The organism is Kluyvera sp. CRP, assembly GCF_019930565.1.
Classification (GTDB): domain Bacteria; phylum Pseudomonadota; class Gammaproteobacteria; order Enterobacterales; family Enterobacteriaceae; genus Kluyvera; species Kluyvera georgiana_A.
Window position 1 is genome coordinate 1133958 of record NZ_CP082841.1, and the last position, 25775, is coordinate 1159732.

The 25775-nt window shown below is 55.2% G+C and carries 25 protein-coding genes and 1 other annotated feature; of the genes, 14 read left to right on the forward strand and 11 right to left on the reverse strand.

Translation table 11 applies throughout. From position 1 onward, the window contains the following. Window positions 1-13: 13 nt before the first annotated feature. The 9 genes from K7B04_RS05245 to rpmH all read right to left on the reverse strand — a co-directional run bounded on the left by K7B04_RS05245 (window position 14) and on the right by rpmH (window position 7459). A complete protein-coding gene (locus K7B04_RS05245) occupies window positions 14-763 on the reverse strand; it encodes a hypothetical protein (protein ID WP_167574686.1) in 750 nt (249 codons plus the stop codon). Between the two features lie 157 nt (window positions 764-920). Further along, window positions 921-1880, reverse strand: a complete 960-nt coding sequence (gene yidZ, locus K7B04_RS05250; protein ID WP_163447637.1) for an HTH-type transcriptional regulator YidZ — start codon at window positions 1878-1880, stop codon at window positions 921-923. After that, window positions 1849-3030 (reverse strand): MFS transporter, encoded by a 1182-nt coding sequence (locus K7B04_RS05255; protein ID WP_223803616.1) that lies wholly within the window; start codon window positions 3028-3030, stop codon window positions 1849-1851. Before K7B04_RS05255 ends, yidZ begins: the two co-directional genes overlap by 32 nt. A gap of 94 nt (window positions 3031-3124) precedes the next feature. Further along, window positions 3125-3532 (reverse strand): GNAT family N-acetyltransferase, encoded by a 408-nt coding sequence (locus K7B04_RS05260; protein ID WP_163447639.1) that lies wholly within the window; start codon window positions 3530-3532, stop codon window positions 3125-3127. A 96-nt stretch (window positions 3533-3628) separates the two neighbouring features. Then, window positions 3629-4993, reverse strand: a complete 1365-nt coding sequence (gene mnmE / locus K7B04_RS05265; RefSeq protein ID WP_223803617.1) for a tRNA uridine-5-carboxymethylaminomethyl(34) synthesis GTPase MnmE — start codon at window positions 4991-4993, stop codon at window positions 3629-3631. Between the two features lie 78 nt (window positions 4994-5071). After that, entirely contained in the window at window positions 5072-6718 is a 1647-nt protein-coding gene (gene yidC / locus K7B04_RS05270; RefSeq protein ID WP_167574688.1) for a membrane protein insertase YidC, read from the reverse strand. 2 nt (window positions 6719-6720) lie between these two features. Next, window positions 6721-6978: a membrane protein insertion efficiency factor YidD gene (yidD, locus tag K7B04_RS05275; protein WP_074398703.1), complete on the reverse strand. Its 258-nt coding sequence runs from the start codon at window positions 6976-6978 to the stop codon at window positions 6721-6723. Continuing rightward, window positions 6942-7301: a ribonuclease P protein component gene (gene rnpA, locus K7B04_RS05280; RefSeq protein ID WP_064540669.1), complete on the reverse strand. Its 360-nt coding sequence runs from the start codon at window positions 7299-7301 to the stop codon at window positions 6942-6944. The genes yidD and rnpA overlap by 37 nt, the downstream gene beginning before the upstream one ends. A 17-nt stretch (window positions 7302-7318) precedes the next feature. Beyond that, the gene (rpmH, locus tag K7B04_RS05285) at window positions 7319-7459 is read right to left on the reverse strand and encodes a 50S ribosomal protein L34 (protein ID WP_003849659.1); all 141 of its coding nucleotides are present in this window, start codon (window positions 7457-7459) and stop codon (window positions 7319-7321) included. A 777-nt stretch (window positions 7460-8236) separates the two neighbouring features. On the opposite strand from rpmH, the gene dnaA reads away from it, so the two are divergent. The 10 genes from dnaA (at window position 8237) to K7B04_RS05335 (ending at window position 20552) form a co-directional block, all read left to right on the forward strand. Then, complete coding sequence (gene dnaA / locus K7B04_RS05290; protein ID WP_163447642.1) at window positions 8237-9634, forward strand: chromosomal replication initiator protein DnaA; 1398 nt, start codon at window positions 8237-8239, stop codon at window positions 9632-9634. A gap of 4 nt (window positions 9635-9638) precedes the next feature. Then, window positions 9639-10739: a DNA polymerase III subunit beta gene (gene dnaN / locus K7B04_RS05295; protein WP_223803618.1), complete on the forward strand. Its 1101-nt coding sequence runs from the start codon at window positions 9639-9641 to the stop codon at window positions 10737-10739. Next, a complete protein-coding gene (gene recF, locus K7B04_RS05300; RefSeq protein WP_163447644.1) occupies window positions 10739-11812 on the forward strand; it encodes a DNA replication/repair protein RecF in 1074 nt (357 codons plus the stop codon). Before dnaN ends, recF begins: the two co-directional genes overlap by 1 nt. A 28-nt stretch (window positions 11813-11840) precedes the next feature. After that, entirely contained in the window at window positions 11841-14255 is a 2415-nt protein-coding gene (gyrB, locus tag K7B04_RS05305; protein WP_167574690.1) for a DNA topoisomerase (ATP-hydrolyzing) subunit B, read from the forward strand. 131 nt (window positions 14256-14386) lie between these two features. Further along, the gene (locus tag K7B04_RS05310; RefSeq protein WP_163447646.1) at window positions 14387-14788 is read left to right on the forward strand and encodes a YidB family protein; all 402 of its coding nucleotides are present in this window, start codon (window positions 14387-14389) and stop codon (window positions 14786-14788) included. Between the two features lie 120 nt (window positions 14789-14908). Then, window positions 14909-15721, forward strand: a complete 813-nt coding sequence (gene yidA / locus K7B04_RS05315; protein ID WP_167574691.1) for a sugar-phosphatase — start codon at window positions 14909-14911, stop codon at window positions 15719-15721. A 171-nt stretch (window positions 15722-15892) separates the two neighbouring features. After that, entirely contained in the window at window positions 15893-17014 is a 1122-nt protein-coding gene (locus K7B04_RS05320; RefSeq protein WP_223803619.1) for a hypothetical protein, read from the forward strand. Then, on the forward strand, window positions 17011-18141 hold the full coding sequence (locus tag K7B04_RS05325; RefSeq protein WP_223803620.1) for a BamA/TamA family outer membrane protein: 1131 nt from the start codon (window positions 17011-17013) through the stop codon (window positions 18139-18141). The genes K7B04_RS05320 and K7B04_RS05325 overlap by 4 nt, the downstream gene beginning before the upstream one ends. Further along, window positions 18138-19262, forward strand: coding sequence for a DUF4056 domain-containing protein (locus K7B04_RS05330; protein ID WP_223803621.1), 1125 nt, complete (start codon window positions 18138-18140; stop codon window positions 19260-19262). Before K7B04_RS05325 ends, K7B04_RS05330 begins: the two co-directional genes overlap by 4 nt. Before the next feature lie 63 nt (window positions 19263-19325). After that, window positions 19326-20552, forward strand: coding sequence for a DUF3748 domain-containing protein (locus tag K7B04_RS05335; protein WP_223803622.1), 1227 nt, complete (start codon window positions 19326-19328; stop codon window positions 20550-20552). A gap of 1 nt (window position 20553) precedes the next feature. On the opposite strand, the gene K7B04_RS05340 is transcribed toward K7B04_RS05335, so the two are convergent. After that, a complete protein-coding gene (locus tag K7B04_RS05340; RefSeq protein WP_223803623.1) occupies window positions 20554-20886 on the reverse strand; it encodes a YceK/YidQ family lipoprotein in 333 nt (110 codons plus the stop codon). Between the two features lie 241 nt (window positions 20887-21127). Beyond that, window positions 21128-21203: a sequence feature (ROSE (Repression Of Heat Shock gene Expression) occurs in the 5'-region of heat shock genes and acts as an RNA thermometer to modulate expression.), on the forward strand. Here K7B04_RS05340 and ibpA point away from each other — a divergent pair. The 4 genes from ibpA to K7B04_RS05360 all read left to right on the forward strand — a co-directional run bounded on the left by ibpA (window position 21197) and on the right by K7B04_RS05360 (window position 24852). Beyond that, window positions 21197-21610, forward strand: a complete 414-nt coding sequence (ibpA, locus tag K7B04_RS05345; protein ID WP_015343937.1) for a small heat shock chaperone IbpA — start codon at window positions 21197-21199, stop codon at window positions 21608-21610. It overlaps the preceding feature by 7 nt. Before the next feature lie 93 nt (window positions 21611-21703). Then, on the forward strand, window positions 21704-22132 hold the full coding sequence (gene ibpB, locus K7B04_RS05350) for a small heat shock chaperone IbpB (RefSeq protein ID WP_064540697.1): 429 nt from the start codon (window positions 21704-21706) through the stop codon (window positions 22130-22132). Window positions 22133-22263: 131 nt separating this feature from the next. Continuing rightward, window positions 22264-23088, forward strand: a complete 825-nt coding sequence (gene dinD, locus K7B04_RS05355) for a DNA damage-inducible protein D (protein WP_163447651.1) — start codon at window positions 22264-22266, stop codon at window positions 23086-23088. A gap of 102 nt (window positions 23089-23190) precedes the next feature. Then, window positions 23191-24852: a putative transporter gene (locus tag K7B04_RS05360; RefSeq protein ID WP_163447652.1), complete on the forward strand. Its 1662-nt coding sequence runs from the start codon at window positions 23191-23193 to the stop codon at window positions 24850-24852. Here K7B04_RS05360 and K7B04_RS05365 read toward each other — a convergent pair. Beyond that, window positions 24809-25558, reverse strand: a complete 750-nt coding sequence (locus tag K7B04_RS05365; RefSeq protein WP_163447653.1) for a GntR family transcriptional regulator — start codon at window positions 25556-25558, stop codon at window positions 24809-24811. The genes K7B04_RS05360 and K7B04_RS05365 overlap by 44 nt on opposite strands. Window positions 25559-25775 lie beyond the last annotated feature (217 nt).

The following is a 25775-nucleotide window of genomic DNA, read 5'->3' on the forward strand; positions in this document are numbered from 1 at the left end:
TTTTCCAGCCGAATCAGTTGAGTATAAGCGCTTTCTCTGCCGGTAGGCTGGTGAATCTCATCAACCTCGCCGCCGGTTCGTTGGCTCGCGTCTGCGCGTCGGGCAGGCTGCGCCAGCCGTATTTACCGTCGAACTCCCACACTTTCAGCTTTTCAATCGCCGGCGAGGCGCATAGCGACCACACCAGCACGTCTTCCGCATCGCAGATTGCTTCGAGATGGTCGGTATTGGCTGAACGCAGGCGACCGGAACCCGGCAGTAGCTGGAGCATTTGCGGGGAATCATGGTGCACGTCGCCGGACATTTTGAGCACGCTCTGGCGCAGCGTAATCAGCTGGGCACGCGCTTCATGCGGATCATTCTGATTGTTGATCCACAGATTTTCATTACTGGTAAAACGGTAGTTTTCCATGATGGTGGCCTGCGGGGTGTTGCGCAGCACGCGCAGTAGCTCCATATCGAGACCGCAGTGCCCTTCGGTGGTCAGCGCGACGCCGACGATGTTACCCGCATAGGCGATGGAAAAATCAGGTAGATGGCTATCTTTGAAATACGGTTTGCCGTCTTCAGGCGTAACGATTTCCGGTAATTCACTGATGCCGTAAAGCATAAAAAGCAGCTCGGCCAGCAGCGCGCGCGAAGCCAGATAGCGCGTACGGCGGTGTGCCGGCAGCTGGCGTGCGATGTTATGACTGGTGGAGGACAACCGTACCGATAGTAGATGCCCGTCCTTAAGGATCCCTCTTGCAAAGTGCGTCGCCATTTTTCGCTCCGTGATTAATGGACTGTGGTGATGAGGAGAGTATCATTTACGACACTGATGATCAGGTTTTACTGCCTAAAAATGCGATTGAAAAGGGGTATTACGAGACTTTTACACTTTCCCCTAACTGAAATGGACTATTTTTACGAATAATCAATCAGGAAACAGCGAGATATAAGGCTTTAAGCGTTTCGCGCAGCCAAATTATTTTCGGGTTGTGACTATTTCGTTTATGCCAGAGTAGGGTAAACGGCACCTGCAGTTTGTCCCGTTGCGCAGCATCGAAAGGCAGAGGGCGGGCCACCAGAGGTAGCTGGTGGAGCTGATTATAATACTGGCAGTAGCGTGGCGCGGTGGCCAGCATGGTGTGATCCGGCTGAGCGGCCATAAACAGCGACTGTTCGAACCCCGGCAGGCTTAGGGCGATATTGCGCTCACGCCCCATTTCCTGGAGCACATCATCCAGCGCCCAGGTATCACTCTGTTCCCAGCAGATGCTGATGTGCGGATAGCGTAGAAACGTTTCCAGATTCCACTCTTCCTGTAGTGCGGGATGATCCTCGCGCAACCACACCCACGGCAAATCGGTAAACAGCACCTCGTAGTCGATCGACAGCGGCAGCAGACTCAACAGTTCGCGGGATCGTGGATGGCTTTCGCGGCCGGTGAAGCCGATATCCACTTCGCCGCGAATGATGGCATCCAGGGAATCATAGTCCCAGCTACGGACTTTGATCGTTGCCTGGGGATAACGTTGATAGATCTGTCTGGAGAGTGCGTTGAACATGATCATGATCAGCGGCGACTCGGCCACCAGATCGAATTTCAACCCGCGCGGCGTTTCATGATGCGGCTTATCGAGCAGCTGATTACCCATCTGCATCCACTCCGCCAGGCTCTGCTCCATGCTGAACATCAGCGGTGTTGGCGTCAGCCCTAGCGGGGTGTTCACAAATAACGGATCGTCGAACCAGGCCCTCAGCTTTGCCAGCGACTTGCTCACCGCCGACGGCGTGACGTTCATCCGTTTGGCGGTTTTGGTGACGCTGCGCTCCTGCATCAGGAGCTGCAGGCAGAGCAGTAGATTAAGATCGAGACTGGTGAGCGATTTCTTCATGAGCAGGCGCGGACCGGTTAGGGGCAACTGAGATAATCAGCATGATGCTCACTATGCTACAGCCAATCAGAATCCCGATCAGCATATTCAGCGCATCGATACCGAGGATAGCCGCCAGCCAAATCCACAGCGACGAACCGCAAACCTGCGCAATACCCAGCGCAGAGCTGGCGACGCCTGCACGCAGCGAGAACGGACCCAACGCCTGGCTCATCGCCACGCCGAATCCCACCGAGAAGCCCGCACAGATCAAGGTCAGCCCAAAGAGGGTGAATGCGTGCGTCGTGGCAAGGATTAATACAATGCCTGCAGCCATGAATAGCGCTTGTGAGGTGAGCATCAGGGTCCGGGGTTTAAACAGGCTCAGAGCGAACGGCGTAGAGAACGAGACCGCCATGCTGATACCTGCGGTCATTGCCATGGTCGTCGCGTATTCGCCGCGGTCGAAGCCCATCACTTCCATCAGCAGCACCGGAGAAGTATTCACAAAGGTCAGAATAACCGACACGCTGAGGGTGGTTATCGCCAGACGACTGAGGAAAAAGCGGTTTACCAGCGACTCGGCGCCATCGTTGGATTTTGAAGAAGCAGCCAGCGCATTCGGGCGCGACTCACGCAGAATAAACACGGACAGCAGACACACGACCACGCCCATGCCAATCATGGTGTAGAACAAGCTCTGCCACGGGTATTTGAGCATAATCAGATGCCCCATCACTGGCGCCAGTACCGGCACGATGCAGGTAATGCCGTTCAACAGCGATAGCACCTTGGCCCGGCGACGATCGTCGAGCGTATCGCGCAGAATAGCGAATGCGACCACGTAGCAGCAGCCCGCGCCGACGCCCTGAATAAAACGGCCAACCAGAAATGGCGTGCCGCTCTCCGCTAACGCGCAGAGGCCGGAAGCCACGATGTAAATCAGCGCACCGACAATGGCGACGGGTTTACGTCCGGACTGGTCGGCCACCTTGCCGGCAAACAGCATCGCGGTCGCCATCCCCGCCAGATAGACCGAAAACGCGATATGCAGCTGCGCCTCGCTGGCCTGCAAATCAGCCGCAATGCGGGGCAACCCGACCAGGTACATATCGATACCGGCGGGATAAAGTAAAACTAAGGCAAAACTACAAAGAAGAAAGCGTGTCATGGCGGCCTCACAAAAAGTGTGGCGCTAAGCATACGGGGTGTCGCGCGAGGCGACGAGTTGCCATTTGGACAACAGTGATTGCCTGAAAGGAAATCTACTTCCAGACTCTCGCCATCCCTTCGCTTTCCGGACGGACAGATTCAAAGCCAAATTTGGCGTACAGCTCCGGAACATCCGCCACCAGAGTGACATAAGCGCCTTTAAAAGCGTTAGCGTCCAGCCAGGCGATGAGCGCTTCCATGATCTGCCGACCCAGGCCTTTTCCCTGATGATCAGGGTCCACCGCGATGTCTACGATATCAAAGTTCAGCGCGCCGTCGCCAACGATGCGACCCATGCCGACTGGCGTACCTTGCCAGAGGATATGCACGCCGTAGCAGCTGCGCGGCAGACCGGCCTTTGCGGCATCCAGCGGGCGGGGGGACAGGCCGGAAATTTTGCGCAGGCGGCAAAAGTCCTCAGCGGAGGGAACGGTGGGGATTAAGGTATATTCAGCGACCATCTCGATAACCTTTTAATGAGGGGTTATCTGGTTTTAGCAGTTGGAAGACGGAAAGTAAAAACCCGAATTCACTGGCGCGAATTCGGGTTTGATTGCTTACTTGCCGATACAGAAGCTGGAGAAAATCCGCCCCAGCAGATCGTCGGAGGTAAATTCCCCGGTGATCTCGCTCAGGCACTGCTGAGACAGCCTCAGCTCTTCTGCCAGCAGCTCACCGGCCCACGCGCCTAACAGCTGCGCCTTGCCCTGCTGAAGGTGCTCAGCGGCGTCGGAGAGCGCCTGCAGGTGGCGACGACGTGCCAGGAAGCCGCCTTCCATGTTGTTTTCGAAGCCCATACTCTGTTTGAGATGGTTACGCAGTACGTCGACGCCTTCGCCGGTGCGCGCGGAGAGGCGCACAAGTGAGTAGTCATTCACTTCGCTCAGACCCAGCGTCTCGCCGGTAATATCCGCTTTGTTACGCACTACGGTAATCGGCAGATTTTTCGGCAGACGGGCGATAAAGTCCGGCCAGATCTCCGCCGGGTCGGTGGCGCTGGTGGTGGTGCCATCAACCATAAACAGCACGCGGTCGGCCTGCTCAATTTCCTGCCACGCGCGCTCAATACCGATACGCTCCACTTCATCGTTAGCGTCGCGCAGGCCCGCGGTATCGATAATATGCAGCGGCATACCGTCGATGTGGATGTGCTCGCGCAGGACGTCGCGGGTGGTGCCGGCAATATCGGTCACAATTGCAGCTTCGCGGCCCGCCAGGGCGTTCAGCAGGCTCGATTTCCCGGCGTTCGGGCGACCGGCAATCACGACCTTCATCCCTTCACGCAGCAGACTGCCCTGACGCGCTTCGGCGCGCACCGCGTCGAGGTCGGCAATCACATCGTTGAGCTGCGCTTCGATTTTCCCATCGGAAAGGAAGTCGATCTCTTCGTCCGGGAAGTCGATAGCCGCTTCTACATAGATGCGCAGGTGAGTAAGTGCTTCCACAAGGTGATTAACACGTGCTGAGAAGGCACCTTGTAGCGAGTTTAGCGCGGAGCGGGCCGCCTGCTCGGAGCTGGCGTCAATCAGGTCGGCAATCGCCTCAGCTTGCGCCAGGTCGAGCTTATCGTTGAGGAACGCACGCTCGGAGAACTCTCCCGGGTTAGCGATACGCACGCCCGGCAGCGTCAGAATGCGTTTCAGCAGCAGGTCGAGGATCACCGGGCCGCCGTGGCCCTGTAGCTCCAGCACGTCTTCACCGGTAAAGGAGTTCGGGCCGGGGAACCACAGCGCAATGCCCTGATCCAGCGCGCTGCCGTCGACGTCTTTAAACGGCAGGTAGTCGGCATAGCGCGGCTTTGGCAGCTTGCCCAGCACCGCCTGCGCCACATCGCGCGCCTTCAGGCCGGAGATACGCAGAATGCCCACACCACCGCGTCCCGGTGGGGTGGCCTGGGCGACGATAGTGTCGTTTTGGCTCATGGTTTTTCTCAACTGTGATGCAAATAAAAAAGGCGGTCATTCGACCGCCTTCCATTTTAGCTTGTGCTTAACACCGAATCAGGATTTTTTCTTCTCGCGGCTATGCAGGCCACGTTTTTCCAGACCACGGTAGATCAGCTGCTGCTGAATAATGGTGACCAGGTTGCTGACGATATAGTAAACCACCAGGCCAGACGGGAACCACAGGAAGAACACCGTGAAGATGACCGGCATAAAGGTCATGATCTTCTGCTGCATCGGGTCGGTCACGGTAGTCGGCGACATCTTCTGGATGAAGAACATCGTCGCGCCCATGATGATCGGCAGGATGTAGTACGGGTCTTGTGCAGACAGGTCGTGGATCCACAGGATAAACGGCGCATGACGCAGTTCAACCGAGGCACTCAGCATGTAGTACAGCGCAAGGAAGATTGGCATCTGGATAATCAGCGGGAAGCAGCCACCCAGCGGGTTAACCTTCTCAGCTTTATACAGAGCCATCATTTCCTGGCTTTGACGCTGTTTGTCATCGCCCAGACGCTCACGCATGGCCTGAATCTTAGGCTGCAGCATACGCATCTTCGCCATGGAGGTGTACTGCGCTTTGGTCAGCGGGTACATGATGCCACGAACGATAAAGGTGATAACGATGATGGAGAAGCCCCAGTTGCCCAGGAAGCTATGGATCCATTTCAGCAGTTTGAACAGCGGCTGAGAGATAAACCACAGCCAGCCGTAGTCAACGGTCAGGTCAAGGTGCGGCGCAACGGCAGCCATTTTGTCCTGAATTGCCGGGCCAACCCACAGGGTGCTGTTCAGCTTATCTGCCTGGCCTGGTTGAACCAGAACCGGCTGAGATTTGTAGCCGATAGCCACTACACCGTTACCGAGGTTGGCTGTGTAGAAGTTATTCGTACCGTTGTTTTCTGGAACCCATGCAGTCGTGAAGTACTGTTGCAGCATGGCAACCCAACCGTTTTTAGTGTTGGTGTTCAGGTTCTCGTTATCGATGATGGTATCGAATTTGTATTTTTCGTACTTGGAGTCAGACGTTGAATACGCTGCGCCACGGAACGTGTGCATGGTAGACAGGCCGCCGGTCTGCGTATCACGCGCAGTAGGTAGGGCCGCAGTCTGCTTCAGCTGACCGAAGGTAGACACTTCCAGCGGTTTGTCGCTGGCGTTCTTCACGTCGTAACCCACGTTCACCGCATAATCACCGCGTTTCAGGGTGAAGGTTTTGGTGAAGACGTTACCGGCTTTATCGGTGTAGGTCAGCGGAATGACGATTTCGTTCTGACCATCGGCCAGTACAAACGCATCTTTATCGACGTTATACAGCGGACGCGGGCCGTTAGCCGGGTTGTCCGGGCCGTCACGACCGGTTAAGCCGCTCTGTGCCTGATAGACGAACTGTGGCGTGGTTTCCAGTAACTGGAACGGTTCGTTAGACTTCAGCGCTTTCGGGTATGCCGGAAGCAGCGCTTGCTCAATATCACCACCGCGAGTGTTGATAGTCAGTTCAAGCACATCAGTTTTAACCGTAATCAGTTTTCCTTGGCCACTGGCCGGTACGCCCTGGTCGGCGGCGCTACCCGCTGCTGTGGTCGTAGTCTGCGTGGTCTGCTGCTGGGTCTGAGGATTGTTATCCTGCTCCCAGGCTTGCCAGATCATGAAAGACACGAACAACAAAGCGATGATAAGAAGATTGCGTTGCGAATCCATCGTTAGTGTTCTCTGGTATCAAATGGTCCAGGCGGGACGGGGTCGTCACCACCAGGGTGTAAAGGGTGGCATTTTAATACGCGTTTCACTGTCAACCAACTGCCTTTTATCACTCCAAACCTGCGCAATGCCTCAATTCCGTATTGAGAACAGGTTGGCGTGAAACGGCAATGCGGCCCGAGTAGCGGACTAATCAGGCGCTGATAGACCCGAATGAGGCCTATCAGGAGCCGGGATACAGGCGACAGTGACGGCGCCATAACTTTTCCAACGCTTCCGAGAGAGCACGGTTATCGAGGTCGGCAACCCCCTTCTTCGCCACCACCACGAAATCCATTGGCGGGAGTTCATGTTGACGCAAACGAAAACTTTCACGCGTCAGACGTTTAATCCGATTGCGTTCATGTGCGCGTTTAACGTTTTTCTTGGCGACGGTAAGACCGATGCGGGGATGCCCCAGCGAATTCAGGCGGCCGAGGATGGTGATTTGCGGCGTGCCAGCCCGTTGTGGCTGCTGGAAGACGAATGTGAAATGATTGGGAGTTAACAAACGTAACTCCCTGGGAAATGCTAGCTTAACCACTCGAGGGGTTAGCTTTATTACTTGGAAACGGTCAGACGAGAACGGCCTTTAGCACGACGACGTGCCAGAACCTGACGACCATTTTTAGTAGCCATACGAGCACGGAAGCCGTGAGAACGGTTGCGCTTCAGTACAGACGGTTGAAAAGTGCGTTTCATGGCGATTTCTACCTAAACTTGAATAAATTCAATGGCTTTATTGGATATCCGAACGAAAATCGAACGACGGATGCCGAAGCCATGGGTGATTAAAGAGGCCGGATTGTAATAATTGTACACTCCGGAGTCAATTCTCTTTCCTTATTTACCGCGTAAAAAACCGCGTTTGACCGCTGTTTTTTGCCCGGCAAATGGGCAGCGTCCCTCACCGAAATTCGAGCGGTACACGCCGGGTGGGGGATTATACGGGCTGCCGATTAAAGCGCAAGGATCATCCTGGATCTTTGTTAGATCATTTAAGCAGAAATTTGTCGCTAGTCATTAATTTTTCCAATATGCGAAGGAAATCGTGCCTTCTCTCTGCCGGGATCGTTTACACTTAGCGCTTCTGGATCCTCCCTGTGGATAAATCGGGAAGAATCTGTGAGAAACAGAAGATCTCTGGCGCAGTTTACGCTATGATCCTCGGCCCGATCGCGATCGGTGGATCGTAAAAGGGGAAAATAACCGCGTTCTTTCAGCACAGTGTCTGAGAGAGGCCGTTGAAAACCGCAGATAGCGGTTCGCGCGTCACCCGCTTGCATCGGGTCTTTTCGACGTGTGCCAAAAATCACGAATTTTTAATCTTATACACAGCATCGTTCGGGCTGCATTTGCGCAGCGGCTGAATGAATCCCCGACAGCATTGCGTTTCGCTGACGGCAGGATCGTCAGGAGGTAGCCTTCAGGTTTGCCTGGAGGATGATGTGTATCGACTTTTTTCGAGTGGAGTCCGCCGTGTCACTTTCGCTTTGGCAGCAATGTCTTGCCCGATTGCAGGATGAGTTACCAGCCACAGAATTCAGCATGTGGATCCGCCCTTTGCAGGCGGAACTGAGCGATAACACGCTGGCTTTGTACGCGCCAAATCGTTTTGTACTTGATTGGGTAAGAGATAAATACCTCAATAACATCAACGGTCTGTTGAATGATTTCTGCGGTGCGGATGCCCCGCAGCTGCGTTTTGAGGTGGGTACCAAGCCCGTGACCCAAACGTTAAGAGAGACGGCCAACGTCAGCGCTCCGGCGCAAACCGCCCAGGTGCACGCGCCGCGCGTCGCCCCGGCACCGCGCGCAGGCTGGGATAACGTCCCGGCGCCCGCTGAGCCTTCTTACCGCTCCAACGTCAACGTTAAACACACCTTTGATAACTTCGTCGAAGGTAAATCGAACCAGCTCGCCCGCGCGGCGGCGCGACAGGTGGCGGATAACCCTGGCGGCGCTTATAACCCGCTGTTCCTGTACGGCGGTACCGGTTTGGGTAAAACGCACCTGTTGCACGCGGTGGGCAACGGCATTATCGCCCGTAAACCGAACGCCAAAGTGGTGTATATGCACTCCGAGCGTTTTGTCCAGGACATGGTAAAAGCCCTGCAAAACAATGCGATCGAAGAGTTTAAACGCTACTACCGCTCCGTTGACGCGCTGCTGATCGATGACATTCAATTCTTCGCCAACAAAGAGCGCTCGCAGGAAGAGTTCTTCCATACCTTCAACGCCCTGTTGGAAGGTAATCAACAGATCATCCTCACGTCGGATCGTTATCCGAAAGAGATCAACGGTGTAGAAGATCGTCTGAAGTCCCGCTTTGGCTGGGGGCTGACGGTGGCGATCGAACCGCCTGAGCTTGAGACCCGCGTCGCTATCCTGATGAAAAAAGCCGACGAAAACGACATTCGTCTGCCCGGTGAGGTGGCGTTCTTCATTGCCAAGCGTCTACGCTCTAACGTGCGTGAGCTGGAAGGGGCACTGAACCGCGTTATCGCCAACGCCAACTTTACTGGCCGGGCGATCACTATCGATTTCGTGCGCGAAGCGCTGCGCGACCTGCTGGCATTGCAGGAAAAGCTGGTCACCATCGACAATATTCAGAAGACGGTGGCGGAGTACTACAAAATTAAAGTGGCGGACCTGCTCTCCAAACGACGTTCTCGTTCGGTAGCGCGTCCGCGCCAGATGGCGATGGCGTTGGCGAAAGAACTCACCAACCACAGTCTGCCGGAGATTGGCGATGCGTTTGGTGGCCGTGACCATACCACCGTGCTGCACGCCTGCCGTAAGATTGAACAGCTGCGTGAAGAAAGCCACGATATCAAAGAAGACTTTTCCAATTTAATCAGAACATTGTCGTCGTGATCCTATGAAATTTACCGTAGAACGTGAACATTTATTAAAACCGTTACAACAGGTGAGTGGCCCGTTAGGCGGGCGTCCGACATTGCCGATTCTGGGTAACCTGTTGCTGCAGGTCGCGGACGGCACGCTGTCGCTGACCGGTACCGATTTGGAAATGGAAATGGTAGCGCGCGTGGCGCTGCTGCAGGCACATGAACCGGGCGCGACTACCGTCCCGGCGCGTAAATTCTTCGATATTTGCCGCGGCTTGCCGGAAGGCGCGGAAATAGCCGTCCAGCTGGAGGGCGACCGTATGCTGGTGCGCTCTGGCCGTAGCCGCTTCTCGCTCTCTACGCTGCCTGCCGCCGACTTCCCGAACCTTGACGACTGGCAGAGCGACGTGGAATTCACGCTGCCGCAGGCCACAATGAAACGCCTGATTGAAGCCACCCAGTTCTCGATGGCCCATCAGGATGTGCGTTATTACTTAAACGGTATGCTGTTCGAAACCGAAGGCGAAGAGCTGCGTACCGTGGCGACCGACGGCCACCGTCTGGCGGTTTGCTCCATGCCGGTGGGCCAGTCCCTGCCGAGCCATTCGGTGATCGTGCCGCGTAAAGGCGTCATTGAACTGATGCGTATGCTCGACGGTGGCGAAACGCCGCTGCGCGTGCAGATCGGCAGCAACAACATCCGTGCGCACGTTGGCGACTTTATCTTTACTTCCAAGCTGGTTGACGGTCGTTTCCCGGATTATCGCCGCGTATTGCCGAAGAATCCGGATAAACATCTGGAAGCGGGTTGCGACATTCTCAAACAGGCCTTTGCCCGCGCGGCGATTCTCTCGAACGAGAAATTCCGCGGCGTACGCCTGTACGTCAGCGAAAACCAGCTGAAAATCACCGCCAATAACCCGGAACAGGAAGAAGCGGAAGAGATCCTGGATGTCACCTATCCAGGAACCGAGCTTGAAATCGGTTTTAACGTCAGCTACGTACTGGATGTGCTCAATGCGCTGAAGTGCGAAAATGTGCGCATCATGCTGACTGACTCCGTGTCCAGCGTACAGATTGAAGATGCGGCGTCTCAGAGTGCTGCTTACGTTGTTATGCCAATGAGACTGTAATGTCGCTCACCCGTCTGTTGATCCGCGATTTTCGCAATATTGAAAACGCGGATCTTGCTTTATCCCCCGGCTTTAACTTCCTGGTTGGCGCCAACGGCAGCGGCAAAACCAGCGTGCTGGAAGCCATCTATACGCTCGGCCATGGCCGGGCGTTTCGCAGTTTGCAGATTGGCCGCGTGATTCGCCACGAGCAGGAATCTTTCGTGCTGCATGGCCGTTTACAGGGCGCAGAGCGCGAAACGTCAATCGGCCTGACCAAAGACAAACTGGGTGACAGCAAAGTGCGCATCGACGGCACCGACGGCCACAAGGTTGCCGAGCTGGCGCTGTTGATGCCAATGCAGCTGATTACGCCCGAGGGGTTTACTTTACTCAACGGCGGCCCCAAATACAGAAGAGCGTTCCTCGATTGGGGATGCTTCCACAACGAAGCCGGATTCTTCAACGCCTGGAGCAACCTGAAGCGGTTGCTCAAGCAGCGCAATGCCGCGCTGCGCCAGGTGAGCCGCTACGCGCAGCTGCGTCCATGGGATCTCGAACTTATCCCGCTGGCCGAGCAAATCAGCCGCTGGCGGGCGGAATACAGCGCCGGTATCGCCGAAGATATGGCCGATACCTGCCAACAATTTCTTCCGGAGTTCTCTTTGACCTTCTCCTTCCAGCGCGGCTGGGAGAAAGAAACCGATTATGCCGAAGTGCTGGAGAGAAACTTCGAACGCGACCGTATGCTGACCTACACGGCACACGGCCCGCACAAGGCGGACTTCCGCATTCGCGCCGACGGCGCGCCGGTGGAAGACACCTTATCGCGCGGGCAGCTTAAGCTGCTGATGTGCGCGCTACGCCTGGCGCAGGGCGAGTTTCTGACCCGCGAGAGCGGCAGACGCTGCCTGTACCTGATAGATGATTTTGCCTCGGAACTTGACGACGCGCGGCGTGGCCTGCTGGCCAGCCGTTTAAAAGCCACGCAGTCTCAGGTTTTCGTCAGCGCCATTAGCGCTGAACACGTTCTGGACATGTCGGATGAAAATTCGAAGATGTTTACCGTGGAAAAGGGTAAAATAACGGATTAACCCAAGATTAAATGAGCGAGAAACGTTGATGTCGAATTCTTATGACTCCTCCAGTATCAAAGTCCTGAAAGGGCTGGATGCGGTGCGTAAGCGCCCGGGTATGTATATCGGCGACACGGATGACGGCACCGGTCTGCACCACATGGTATTCGAGGTTGTGGATAACGCTATCGACGAAGCGCTCGCTGGTTACTGCAAAGATATCATCGTCACCATCCACAGCGACAACTCTGTCTCCGTACAGGATGATGGCCGCGGCATCCCAACCGGGATTCACCCGGAAGAGGGCGTCTCCGCGGCGGAAGTTATCATGACCGTGCTGCACGCCGGCGGTAAATTCGATGATAACTCCTATAAAGTGTCCGGCGGTCTGCACGGCGTGGGCGTCTCGGTTGTTAACGCCCTGTCCCAGAAGCTGGAGCTGGTTATCCAGCGTGATAACAAAATTCACCGTCAGATCTATGAGCACGGCGTGCCGCAGGCACCGCTGGCGGTCACGGGTGATACTGAAAAAACCGGTACCATGGTGCGTTTCTGGCCGAGCTATGAAACCTTCACCAACGTCACCGAATTCGAATATGACATTCTGGCGAAACGTCTGCGCGAGCTGTCGTTCCTGAACTCCGGCGTGTCCATCCGTCTGCGCGACAAGCGTGACGGCAAAGAAGACCATTTCCACTACGAAGGCGGCATCAAGGCGTTCGTTGAGTACCTCAACAAGAACAAAACGCCGATCCACCCGAATATCTTCTATTTCTCTACCGAAAAAGACGGTATCGGCGTTGAAGTGGCGCTGCAGTGGAACGATGGTTTCCAGGAAAACATCTACTGCTTCACCAACAACATTCCGCAGCGTGATGGCGGTACCCACCTTGCAGGCTTCCGTGCGGCGATGACCCGTACGCTGAACGCCTACATGGACAAAGAAGGCTACAGCAAAAAAGCCAAAGTCAGCGCAACCGGTGATGATGCCCGTGAAGGCCTGATTGCGGTGGTTTCCGTGAAGGTGCCGGATCCGAAATTCTCCTCGCAGACCAAAGACAAGCTGGTCTCCTCCGAGGTGAAATCGGCGGTTGAACAGCAGATGAACGAACTGCTGGCCGAATACCTGCTGGAAAACCCGTCCGACGCGAAAATCGTGGTCGGCAAGATTATCGATGCGGCGCGTGCCCGTGAAGCGGCGCGTAAAGCCCGTGAAATGACCCGTCGTAAAGGCGCGCTGGACCTCGCTGGCCTGCCGGGCAAACTGGCCGACTGCCAGGAACGCGACCCGGCGCTGTCTGAACTGTACCTCGTGGAAGGGGACTCCGCGGGTGGCTCTGCGAAGCAGGGGCGTAACCGTAAGAACCAGGCGATTCTGCCGCTGAAGGGTAAAATCCTCAACGTTGAGAAAGCGCGCTTCGACAAGATGCTCTCTTCTCAGGAAGTGGCGACGCTGATTACCGCGCTGGGCTGCGGCATCGGTCGCGACGAGTACAACCCGGACAAACTGCGTTACCACAGCATCATCATCATGACCGATGCGGACGTCGACGGCTCGCACATTCGTACGCTGCTGTTGACCTTCTTCTACCGTCAGATGCCGGAAATCGTTGAACGCGGCCACGTCTACATTGCGCAGCCACCGCTGTACAAAGTGAAGAAAGGCAAGCAGGAACAGTACATCAAAGACGACGAAGCGATGGATCAGTACCAGATTTCCATTGCGCTTGATGGCGCAACCCTGCACACCAACGCCAGCGCTCCGGCGTTAGCGGGCGAGCCGCTGGAAAAACTGGTTGCCGAATTCAACGCCACCCAGAAAATGATCAATCGTATGGAACGTCGCTTCCCGAAAGCGCTGCTGAAAGAGCTTATCTATCAGCCAACGCTGGTGGAAGCCGATCTCTCCGACGAACAGAAAGTCACCCGTTGGGTGAACGCGCTGGTGACCGAGCTGAACGAAAAAGAGCAGCACGGCAGCCTGTGGAAGTTTGATATTCAGCACAATGCTGAACAGCAGCAGTTCGAGCCGATTATCCGCGTGCGTACCCACGGCGTGGATACCGACTATGTGCTGGATAGCGAATTCGTTAACGGTGCTGAATACCGTCGTATCTTCACGCTGGGCGAGAAGCTGCGTGGTCTGGTGGAAGAAGATGCGTTCATTGAACGTGGCGAACGTCGTCAGCCGGTAGCCAGCTTCGAGCAGGCGCTGGACTGGCTGGTGAAAGAGTCCCGCCGTGGCCTTGCGATTCAGCGTTATAAAGGTCTGGGCGAGATGAACCCGGAACAGCTGTGGGAAACCACCATGGATCCGGACAGCCGTCGCATGCTGCGCGTTACCGTGAAGGACGCGATTGCCGCTGACCAGCTGTTCACCACCCTGATGGGTGATGCCGTTGAGCCGCGTCGTGCGTTTATCGAAGAGAACGCCCTGAAGGCGGCGAACATCGATATCTAATCCGTATCGTAGCCTCGACGTCGGGGAATTAACGCGAAAAACGCCTGAATTTTTTCAGGCGTTTTTTTATGCCTTGCGTACGCGAACTATACTTCACTACGTCTTCTCTTTAGCGTAATTCGAGGTGGAAAATGGGACTTTTCGATGATGTGGTCGGTTCGCTGCTCAGCGGCGATGCGGGTAAATATCAGGCTATCCTGAGCTGGGTCAACGAGCAGGGGGGAATACAGGCGCTGCTGGAGAAACTGCAAAGCGGCGGGCTGGGTGACATTGTCTCATCCTGGATAAGTAATCAGCAAAATAATCAATCCATTAGCAGCGATCAGGTGGTTTCGGCGCTTGGTACGCCTGCCGTTGCCGATCTCGGTGAAAAGCTCGGTACCGATGCCAGCTCCGCCTCGACGATGCTGGCGGAATACCTGCCGAAAATCGTCGATGCGCTCTCGCCGAAGGGTGAGGTCGATCCGCAGGCGCACAACGACCTGTTATCCGCCGGAATGGACCTGCTCAAGGGCGGTAAGTTATTTGGCTAAGGCCATGCAAAAGGGGAGAACGCGCAACACGTTGTATCCCCGTTTAAAGCCGCCTTTGCTGCTGTTTTTTGCGCTAAATCGAGTTAGCATGAGGGCAGGCTCATTTAACCTGGGGATCTCATGGCTATTAAACTGATCGCAATCGACATGGACGGAACATTGCTGTTGCCGGACCACACTATCTCTCCTGCAGTGAAAAACGCTCTCGCGGCGGCACGCGCAAAAGGGGTTAACGTGGTTCTGACCACCGGGCGTCCCTACGCTGGCGTGCACAGCTACCTGAAAGAGCTGGGCATGAACGAGCCGGGAGATTACTGCATCACCTACAACGGCGCGCTGGTCCAGAAGGCGGGTGACGGAAGCACCGTGGCGCAGACCGCGCTTAAGTACGATGACTATCGCTTCCTGGAAGAGCTGTCCCGCAAGGTGGGTTCCCACTTCCACGCGCTGGATCGCAACACGCTGTACACCGCCAACCGCGATATCAGCTATTACACGGTGCATGAATCCTTTGTCGCCACCATCCCGCTGGTGTTCTGTGAAGCCGAGAAAATGGATCCGTCTATCGAGTTCCTGAAGGTGATGATGATCGACGAGCCGGCCATTCTCGACAAAGCCATTGCCCGTATTCCGCCGGAAGTGAAAGAAAAATACACCGTGCTGAAGAGCTCGCCGTACTTCCTCGAAATTCTTGATAAGCGCGTCAATAAGGGTACCGGCGTGAAATCACTGGCCGAGGTGCTGGGTATCAAGCAGGAAGAGATCATGGCCATTGGCGACCAGGAAAACGACATTGCGATGATCGAGTACGCTGGCGTTGGCGTGGCGATGGATAACGCGATTCCGGCAGTCAAAGAAGCGGCGAACTTTGTGACCAAATCGAACCTGGAAGACGGCGTAGCCTGGGCGATTGAGAAGTACGTTCTTTCCTGATAACCGGATGCCCGGCGGCGGCCGGGCAAAACCTTAAGATTGTTTTAAAACGCGTATTTGTATTATCAGGTGTGAAATCGCACATAAATCCCCCCAATTAATACCTAAATTCTATACTCTCGCTCCCTCTTTTATCCCCTGGCACATTCTGCCAGCAATTACGCTTTTTCTATGAATAACAAATGCATCTGCCTGGTGCTGATGATGCCATTCTTTATGGTATTTCATACCTGGGCCGCAACGGACCCATCCTCAGCCTTAACGCCGCTTTATGGGTATCAGGATGATAACCAGGGCACGACAACGTTGGATAACGCCGCGGTAGAACAGCCGGAAACCCCGTCGGTTTTACCTTTTTTAGGCGATGAGGCCCGCAAACGCGGTTACGATCTGCCGGAGCCTTTCGGTATTAATATTAACTATATGAATATTCGTCAGAATATTAATGTAGATAGTATCGATTTTACCGGGCTTTCTTTAGATGGCAGAAACCAGGCCGCCATTCAGAATGCGATCTGTTCGAACGCGAAAAAGGGGAAGCTCTGTAATAAAGCGGTGAGTGATGCATTTAATAAGGCTTTTGGTCATGGGCCTGTCTCACTGGATAACGCCTTTGATATTGGAGTGGGCAAAACGCGTGAATCCAGTAAAACGGAAACGCTGAAATTTGATACCTGGTTATTCCCTTTCATGAACGTTTATGGCCTGCTTGGCCATACCGAAGGTCACTCTATTTCACAAATCGCCGTCGGCCTTAAATCGCCAAATGGGAAGGTGGTGCCGCTTCCTCATATGCAGGATCTTGATTTTAAACTTGATTTTAAAGGCACTACCTACGGCGTGGGGACCACGCTGGCTGGCGGCGTAGGCAACTGGTTTGCCGTACTGGATGGCAACTATACCCAGACGCGGTTTGATATCCTCGACGGCAGTATCGATGCCTTCACCTTCTCACCTCGTGTTGGCTACCGCTTTACCACCCCCGAGGTGGAAATGCTGCACCTGCCTTCAGGGAAGCTGAATGTGTGGGTTGGAAGCATGTATCAGGATGTGCAGGAAGAGTTTAAGGGGAGCCTGAACGATCTCACCATGCCGTCGGCGATGCTCCAGAATATGGTGAATTTTGCCAACCAGGACGATAAAGGCCGCTTCGATGTGAAACAACATCTACAGTCCCCGTGGAACATGCTGGTGGGCGCACAGTACGAAGTGACGCGCAACTTTAACGTCACCACCGAGATCGGCTTCGCTGAACGTAACAGCTTCTTTATCGCCGGAGAATATCGCTTTTGATCCGCGTCGGCTTCCTCTTTTGCCTCTGCCTGTTTGCCTCCCTGACGCAGGCCGCGCTGCCAAGCCGCAGCGAGGTTGACGGCTGGCTGCAAAAGCTAGGAGCCAGCGATAACTTCGATGCCAGCAAAGGGATCGACTGGGGGGTCATGCCGGGGCCGTTCTACACCCCTGAATTAGGGCTGGGGATTGGCACCGCGGTCGTCGGCATGTATCGCCCTGACCCCAACGACACGGTCAGCCAGAACTCAACGTTAACGCTCAGCGGCTATTTTAGCTCAACCGGCGCATTTGGCCTGACGATGCAAAATTATGCCTTTTTCGCCGACGATCGCTGGCGTTTCTTTCTTGATGGCGCGTTGACGGATACCCCCACCTACTACTGGGGGCAGGGATTTACCGCAGGCGATAAAGACAGTCAGAAAGAACAGTACACCGCGCAGATTCTGGATTTACGTCCCACACTATACCGCCGGCTGGCGCCGAACGTTTACCTTGGCGTCGGCTGGTCGCTGAATGCCCAGCATGCAGCCCAGATGGACGATAGCGATCCGCCGAAAATAGAGCACACGGCGCAGGGAGCATCGGTGCTGAGTTCCGGCGGCAGTATCGAATTGAGCTGGGATGACCGGGATTTTGTCCCCAACCCGCGTCAGGGGCAGTATGCCGATGTGCGCTATACCCGCTTCACGCCTGACACTGGCAGTGATACCCGCTTTGATGAATATCAGCTGCACTACAGCCGCTACCACTCGCTGGACGATAAAAACGTGCTGGCGTGGGAGATGGATGGCGCGTTTACCCAGGGCGACGTGCCGTGGAGTATGATGCCGCTGCTTGGCAGCAACCAGCGAATGCGCGGTTATTACGAGGGGCGCTATCGGGACAAAAATGCGGTCAGCGGCCAGCTGGAATATCGGCGCAAGCTTGACTGGCGGCACGGCGTTGTTGGCTGGCTTGGCGCGGGCACTATGGGGCCGTCGTTTCACGCGCTGGATAACGGACGCTGGCTACCCTCGGCGGGCGTCGGCTATCGATTTGAATTCAAACCGCGGGTTAACGTACGGCTGGATTACGGCATCGGCAAAGGCAGCAGCGGGTTCTATTTTCAGGTTGGAGAGGCATTTTGAAGGCGTTTATTCACATCCTTTTGCTTCTGGCGCTGTGCGTCGTCTCACGCAGCTATGCGATGCTGCCGGTACCGCTCGATTTAGCGACGCAGGCGACCGTCCGGGCGACTCGCGCGTGGCCCGCGATGCCACCGCAGCCGTTACCGAAAGGGCTTCGCCCTTGCTGCGCCTTTGGCTATAACCTGCATGCCGCGCTGTGGGGGATATCGGTACCCCTATATCAGTTGGATAACGTGGTAGAGGCGGAGCGTCTTGGGCAGCATCAGTATAATGATAACATGCTGGCAGGACTGGAAAATCTCACCGGTTTAAGTCGTGAGAACAACGGTATCCTTTACACAACCCGCGGAGGGTTTATCGATACCGCGCACGTGCGCGATACGGCGGATATGACGGTGTATCTCTTCAGCCAGCTGCTGCCGAAACTGGGCCAGCCATTTACCCTTGATTTAGATAGCGAACTGGCCCAACGTCGGGTGGTTTTTAATGCTTTCACTCCGCCGTCAGATCCTGCTGAACGCTATACGTTAGCGGCCTGGCTGGCGGCGCACCTGGCGTTTCAGGTGGCGGAGTGGCACGAAATTGCCCAATGGTACGGGTTTGAGTCCGTTCCAGGATTTTCCGAGGGGGTTTCCGCTTTTTCGCCGGAAGATCTCTACTCTAACCTGCTGGGCGCGCGCCTGGCGGTCTCTCTGATCCTGGGCGGGCAGACCGTCTCTCAGGATGTTTATAATGTGGCAATGAGCCAGGCGTTGAACCAGGCGCTGAAGCAGTTTGGCGCGCAGCCTCCGCAAAGCACCCGCTTTCATTTTGATATGCTCGACGGCCATTGGTGGAACAGCCAGAAGCGGGTACCAGAGAAGTATCTGGTGCTAAAGCGCAATTACCAGATGGGTGATAATCGACTGCCAACGCCGGTACCCGGTGAACGGGCGACACCGCAGCGCTTGATGCTGCCGCATTGCTGGCAGGGATTGGCGCTCAACGCGCTGGGCGAACTGCAGCTCTGGCCGACAACCGATATGGCCCGCTTGCCGCCGCCTGAACGTTATTACACCCAGGCGGATTTTCCGGCGCTGGCGGCCAGCGCGCAGCAGGCGGATAGCCGACAGCGCCGCTAAATATTATGGAATAACCCGTTCGCGTGGTAAAACCACGAGGTATCTTTCGAACGGGACTCCGCCATGAAACAAATCACCTTTGCGCCGCGCAATCATCAGCTTACCAATACCCGCACCTGGACGCCGGACAGCCAGTGGCTGGTCTACGATGTTCGCCCGTCCGGAGCCTCATTTACCGGCGAAACGATCGAGCGCGTGAACGTCAACAGCGGTGACGTAGAGGTGATTTATCGCGCCCGTGAAGGCGCGCATGTGGGTGTGGTGACGGTGCACCCCAGCGCCGAGCAGTACGTCTTTATTCATGGCCCGGAGAACCCGGACGCCGACTGGCAGTATGATTTCCACCACCGTCGCGGCGTAGTCACGGCGCAGGGTGAAACTCGCAATCTCGATGCGATGGATATTACCGCACCCTACACGCCCGGCGCGCTGCGCGGCGGTAGCCACGTTCACGTCTACAGCCCCTGCGGGCAGTTTGTCAGTTTCACCTACAACGATCACGTGATGCACGAATACGACCCGGCGCAGGACCTGCGTAATGTCGGCGTCGCCGTACCTTATGGCCCGGTTGCGCCCCGTGGGCAGCATCCGCGGGAATACGGCGGTAGCCACTGGTGCGTGCTGGTCAGTCGGACGACCGCCGAACCGCAGCCCGGCAGCGATGATATCAACCGCGCCTATGAAGAGGGGTGGGTCGGCTCGCAGGCGCTGGCGTTCATTGGCGATACTGTTTCGCTTGCCGGAGAGAAAGTGCCGGAGCTGTTCCTCGTTGAGTTGCCGTCTGACGAGCAGGGCTGGAAACAGGCGGGTGATGCGCCGCTGCAGGGGACCGACACCACGCTTCCTGCGCCGCCCGCGGGCGTTCGCCAGCGACGGCTAACCTTCACGCATCAGCGTGCTTTTCCCGGGCTGGTAAACGTTCCGCGCCACTGGGTGCGCAGCCATCCGCAGGGCACGCAGATTGCCTTCTTAATGCGTGATGACAACGGTGTCGTGCAGTTGTGGTTAATCTCGCCAGACGGTGGCGAACCGCGCCAGCTGACGCACAATACTTCCGACATTCAGTCGGCGTTTAACTGGCATCCCTCCGGAAACGGACTGGGCATGGTGCTGGAAGGGCGTATTGCCTGGTGCGATGCGAGAAGCGGTGAAATCACCTTTTTAACTGACCACCACGCCAATCCACCATCGGCGGATGCGGTGGTGTTCTCGCCCGACGGACGATCGATTGCCTGGATGGAAGAAACGGCTGGCTTTCGCCAGCTGTGGGTAACCGGAACCGGCTACTGAGTTACTGTGCGGGCATCGAGGCCGGCGGGATCACCGAATTGGTGGCCAGCGTCTCCTGCTCGCTCTTTTCGACCCGCGAACGGACCGAACTGTCCTTACGGAAGAAGTCCCACGGCAACAGCACGGTATCCATCACCGCCGTAAACGGCATATCAAGGGCGACCAGTGATTTGGTGGCCCAGCCGTTATCACTGTCGCTCAGCATTTCCGCGCTGGCGCGCGTGCCGGGATAAGTGCCTTCTTTGCCGCCGGTATGCGACATGACGCTGGAACATCCTCCTGACAGGAAGATTCCCCCTACCAACGCCGTTTTAATCAGCAGATTTTTCATCATGAGCTCTTCGTTGTTATGAGCATAAAAAAGCTCCTCCATCGGGTTATAGCCACCCGTTGCCAAAATAGAAAGCCCAGGCTTACCGCTCTGTGGCGGCTGTCGCAATTTGGCCTTTCGTGCTCTCACCCAGTGTAAGCCTTCTCCGGGAAAGTGCAAAAAAAGTCAGACACTGGGGCTTGAAAAAGGTTCTTTCCCCCTCATTTTATAGGTGTAGCCGGGAAGAACACGCCTGCGGGGTGTTCAGGGCTTCACGACCTGTCCACGATGGAAGGTCCACTATTTCTCGCTGATTTTCAGGAGCTATTTGATTATGCGTAACTTCGACTTATCCCCGTTATACCGTTCTGCCATCGGTTTTGATCGCCTGTTCAACCTGTTAGAAAACAATCAAACGCAAAGCAACGGCGGCTACCCTCCGTACAACGTTGAACTGGTAGACGAAAATCACTATCGCATCGCGATTGCCGTGGCCGGTTTTGCCGAAAGCGAGCTGGAAATTACCGCCCAGGACAACATGCTGGTGGTGAAAGGCGCGCATGCCGCAGAACAAAAAGAACGGACTTATCTCTATCAAGGTATTGCCGAGCGCAACTTTGAACGCAAATTCCAGTTAGCGGAAAACATCCACGTGCGTGGCGCTAACCTGGTGAACGGCCTGCTGTATATCGAACTGGAACGCGTGATTCCGGAAGCGAACAAACCGCGCCGTATCGAAATTAACTAATTCTTGCGGGCCGCCCGTGCGGCCCTGTGCATCAACTGGCTTGCCGATTGGGGGCCGGAAGGTATTTACTCGCTTCTTAGAAGGAGAAACACAATGCGTAACTACGATTTATCCCCTCTGCTGCGTCAATGGATCGGTTTCGACAAACTGGCGAATGCGCTGCAAAGCAGCAGCGAAGGTCAGAGCTTCCCGCCGTACAACATCGAAAAAAGCGACGATAACCACTACCGCATTACGCTGGCGTTAGCGGGATTCCGTCAGGAAGATCTGGACGTACAGCTGGAAGGTACTCGCCTGACCGTTAAGGGCACGCCGCAGCCACAGGAAAAAGAGACCAAATGGCTGCACCAGGGGCTGGTGATGCAAGCCTTTAGCCTGAGCTTTACCCTTGCGGAAAATATGGAAGTCTCCGGTGCCACCTTTACTAACGGCTTGCTGCATATCGATTTAACCCGCAACGAGCCGGAAGCTATCGCTCCGCAGCGCATCGCCATTAGCGAGCGCCCAGCGTTGAATAGCTAACGCTAATTGCCCAATTAGCCCCGAGAAATCGGGGCTTTTTTTTGCGTGTGACGCCTCATTAATCCCCCTTGCTGCAACGCGTGTTTCAGATTAAAAAATGATCACATTCAATCAAGACAAAAGGACATGTTATGAACGATCACCAACCCTTTGAGGCAATAAAACAAATCGGGGATAACGGCATGGAGTTCTGGTCGGCTAGAGCGCTATCTAAGTTGCTTGAATACTCTGAATTTCGCCATTTTTCACCGGTTTTAGTTCGGGCAACTGAGGCATGTATTAACAGTGGTCAGGCGGTTCAGGACCATTTCGAGGAGATCCTCGCTATGGTGAAAATAGGCTCGGGAGCACAGCGGGAATTGAGGGACGTGAAGCTATCTCGCTACGCCTGTTACCTGGTGGTACAAAATGGCGATCCGTCCAAACCGGTTATTGCTGCCGGGCAAACCTACTTCGCTTTGCAAACCCGACGTCAGGAGCTTCAGGACGACAATGCCTTTAAGTCTCTACGGGAAGATGAGAAGCGCCTTTTTCTGCGCAATGAGCTTAAAGAGCACAATAAACACCTGGTGGAAACGGCCCAGCAGGCAGGGGTTGAAACCGCGCTTGATTTCGCAATCTTCCAGAACCATGGCTACAAAGGTCTTTATGGTGGTCTTGATCAGAAAGCCATTCACGAGCGTAAAGGTTTGAAGAAAAGCCAGAAAATCCTCGACCATATGGGTTCAACTGAGTTAGCCGCCAATCTATTTCGCGCAACTCAAACCGAAGAAAAGCTCCGTCGCGATGAAGTGGATAGCAAGCAAATCGCCAATCAAACGCACTACGAAGTGGGTCAGAAAGTGCGTCAGACTATCCAGGATCTCGGTGGCACCATGCCTGAATCACTTCCGTCCCCCGAGAAAAGTATCCAGCAATTACAAATCGCTGCTAAGGGAAAGGCGGTGCCCAAATAGAGAGCCCCATTTGGCTGAGTAATGTGCGCCGCACTACATACAACCCCCCACAACTCAGACATAATCCATAGTGTTATTAATGTTATTCACAGGGAACATACTATGAGTGATATAGCATTGACGGTCAGCGTACTGGCTCTGGTGGCGGTGGTCGGACTGTGGATTGGTAATATCAAAATTCGCGGCATTGGTTTTGGTATTGGCGGCGTGCTGTTTGGTGGGATTATCGTCGGCCACTTTGTTGATCAGGCGGGCATCACGTTGAGCAGCCCGATGCTGCATTTCATTCAGGAATTCGGCCTGATTCTGTTCGTCTACACTATTGGTATTCAGGTGGGGCCAGGTTTTTTTGCCTCGCTGCGCGTCTCCGGCCTGCGGCTGAATCTCTTCGCTATTCTGATTGTCATCCTCGGTGGTCTGGTCACCACGGTGCTGCATAAAATCTTCGCTATTCCGCTTCCCGTGGTGCTGGGCATTTTCTCCGGCGCGGTCACCAACACCCCCGCGTTAGGGGCTGGGCAGCAAATACTGCGCGATCTCGGCGAGCCGTTCAGCGTGGTCGATCAAATGGGGATGAGCTATGCCATGGCCTACCCGTTTGGTATCTGCGGCATTTTGCTGACCATGTGGCTGGTGCGCCTGTTCTTTCGTATTAACGTAGAAAAAGAGGCTCAACAGTTTGACGAACAGGCCGGTTCCGGCCATTCGCACCTCAAAACCATCAATATTCGCGTCGAAAATACGAACCTGAATCGCATGGCGATTCAGGATATCCCGGTCATCAATAGCGATAACATCATCTGTTCGCGGCTGAAACGGGGTGAAACGCTGATGGTGCCGTCGCCGACGACGCTGATTGAAACCGGGGACCTGCTGCACCTGGTGGGGGAAGCGGCGGATCTGCATAACGCGCAGCTGGTGATCGGTAAAGAGGTGGAAACCTCGCTGTCGACGCGTGGGACCGACCTGAAAGTGGAAAGGGTCGTTGTGACCAACGAGAAGGTTTTAGGCAAAAAAATCCGCGATCTGCACTATAAGCAGCGTTATGACGTAGTGATCTCACGCCTGAATCGTGCGGGGGTGGAGCTGGTTGCCAGCAGCAATGCCAGCCTGCAGTTTGGCGATATCCTCAATCTGGTTGGCCGCCCTGCGGCGATCGATGCCGTAGCGTCAGAGCTGGGTAACGCGCAGCAGAAATTGCAGCAGGTGCAGATGCTGCCGGTGTTTATCGGCATCGGACTCGGCGTACTGCTTGGCTCCGTGCCGCTGTTTATTCCCGGTTTCCCGGTGGCATTGAAGTTGGGGCTCGCGGGCGGGCCGCTGATTATGGCGCTGATCCTCGGTCGTATCGGCAGCATCGGCAAGCTCTACTGGTTTATGCCGCCGAGCGCTAACCTGGCGTTGCGCGAACTGGGGATTGTGCTGTTCCTCTCGGTGGTGGGGCTGAAGTCCGGCGGCGATTTTGTTGCTACGCTGATTCACGGCGAAGGGCTAAGCTGGATTGGCTACGGGATTTTTATCACCGGTATCCCGCTGCTGACGGTTGGCATTCTGGCGCGAATTTTCGCCAAAATGAACTACCTGACCCTGTGCGGCATGCTGGCTGGTTCCATGACCGACCCTCCGGCGCTGGCCTTTGCCAACAACCTGCACGCGACTAGCGGCGCGGCCGCGCTCTCCTATGCCACGGTGTATCCGCTGGTGATGTTCCTGCGCATTATCACGCCCCAGCTGCTGGCGGTATTGTTCTGGGGGATGGGTTAACGGCCTGCACGCGACGTAGGTGGTAATCCACCTGATATTCACTGGCGTTGCGGAACATCACGGAATAGTTAAGAAACTCGCCGCTGTCGCTGTAGGAAAGGGAGGTGATACGCAGCAGCGGCGTCTGTTCCGGGACATTCAGGCACTGTGCCAGCTGTTTATCGGCCAGTACGGGCGCCAGACTCTCATAGTTGCCGCTGATGGTGAGCCCGCAATCTTTCTCAATGTAATCAAACTTAGAGCCCTCCAGATGCACCAGTGACAGGTTACGGAACAGCTTCACCGGCATATAGCTGTCCTCCAGCATCAGCGGTTTACCATCCACGTAGCGCACCCGGCGCGAGAAATAGATCCGTTCGTTAATCTGAATTCTTAGCTGGCTGGCAATCGCTGGCGGTGCGGGCATCATCTCAAAAATCAAAACCTTGCTGGCCACCTCTTTCCCTTGTTGGCGTAGTATCTCCGCCAGGCCGGTGAGATTAGTCGTTTCATGGTGAATATCTTTATGCGCCACATAGGTTCCACTGCCGTGCCGTCTGACAACCAGTCCCCACTCAATGAGCAAGTCGATGGCTTTTCGAATGGTCATCCGCGCGACGCCGAACTCTTCCGCCAGCTTTTTCTCACCCGGCAACGGGCTACCAATATTGAAATCTGATGAGTTAAGCCGTAAACGCAATCTGTCGGCAATGGATTTATAGATCACAACCAGACCTCTTATCGTCTCTGGAACGAAATTAATGAACCACTGTTTCTTATTTAAAACTAATTCATTACAGATAATTAGGCTGCTACAGCCTAAAAATCAAAAATAGCGCGACTGAAGATGTCTATTAATTATCAAAAAAGTAGACAACATTGCTCCAATTAAAACCATGAAAGCGATCACGAATCACAACCCGGCTGAATGTTGTCCGCAGGGC

Coding starts and splice junctions, on each gene's coding strand:
- K7B04_RS05245 (WP_167574686.1), bottom strand. CDS start 763: ATGGCGACGCACTTTGCAAGAGGGATCCTTAAGGACGGGCATCTACTA.
- yidZ (WP_163447637.1), bottom strand. CDS start 1,880: ATGAAGAAATCGCTCACCAGTCTCGATCTTAATCTACTGCTCTGCCTG.
- K7B04_RS05255 (WP_223803616.1), bottom strand. CDS start 3,030: ATGACACGCTTTCTTCTTTGTAGTTTTGCCTTAGTTTTACTTTATCCC.
- K7B04_RS05260 (WP_163447639.1), bottom strand. CDS start 3,532: ATGGTCGCTGAATATACCTTAATCCCCACCGTTCCCTCCGCTGAGGAC.
- mnmE (WP_223803617.1), bottom strand. CDS start 4,993: ATGAGCCAAAACGACACTATCGTCGCCCAGGCCACCCCACCGGGACGC.
- yidC (WP_167574688.1), bottom strand. CDS start 6,718: ATGGATTCGCAACGCAATCTTCTTATCATCGCTTTGTTGTTCGTGTCT.
- yidD (WP_074398703.1), bottom strand. CDS start 6,978: ATGGCGCCGTCACTGTCGCCTGTATCCCGGCTCCTGATAGGCCTCATT.
- rpmH (WP_003849659.1), bottom strand. CDS start 7,459: ATGAAACGCACTTTTCAACCGTCTGTACTGAAGCGCAACCGTTCTCAC.
- dnaN (WP_223803618.1), top strand. CDS start 9,639: ATGAAATTTACCGTAGAACGTGAACATTTATTAAAACCGTTACAACAG.
- recF (WP_163447644.1), top strand. CDS start 10,739: ATGTCGCTCACCCGTCTGTTGATCCGCGATTTTCGCAATATTGAAAAC.
- gyrB (WP_167574690.1), top strand. CDS start 11,841: ATGTCGAATTCTTATGACTCCTCCAGTATCAAAGTCCTGAAAGGGCTG.
- K7B04_RS05310 (WP_163447646.1), top strand. CDS start 14,387: ATGGGACTTTTCGATGATGTGGTCGGTTCGCTGCTCAGCGGCGATGCG.
- yidA (WP_167574691.1), top strand. CDS start 14,909: ATGGCTATTAAACTGATCGCAATCGACATGGACGGAACATTGCTGTTG.
- K7B04_RS05320 (WP_223803619.1), top strand. CDS start 15,893: ATGAATAACAAATGCATCTGCCTGGTGCTGATGATGCCATTCTTTATG.
- K7B04_RS05335 (WP_223803622.1), top strand. CDS start 19,326: ATGAAACAAATCACCTTTGCGCCGCGCAATCATCAGCTTACCAATACC.
- K7B04_RS05340 (WP_223803623.1), bottom strand. CDS start 20,886: ATGATGAAAAATCTGCTGATTAAAACGGCGTTGGTAGGGGGAATCTTC.
- ibpA (WP_015343937.1), top strand. CDS start 21,197: ATGCGTAACTTCGACTTATCCCCGTTATACCGTTCTGCCATCGGTTTT.
- ibpB (WP_064540697.1), top strand. CDS start 21,704: ATGCGTAACTACGATTTATCCCCTCTGCTGCGTCAATGGATCGGTTTC.
- dinD (WP_163447651.1), top strand. CDS start 22,264: ATGAACGATCACCAACCCTTTGAGGCAATAAAACAAATCGGGGATAAC.
- K7B04_RS05360 (WP_163447652.1), top strand. CDS start 23,191: ATGAGTGATATAGCATTGACGGTCAGCGTACTGGCTCTGGTGGCGGTG.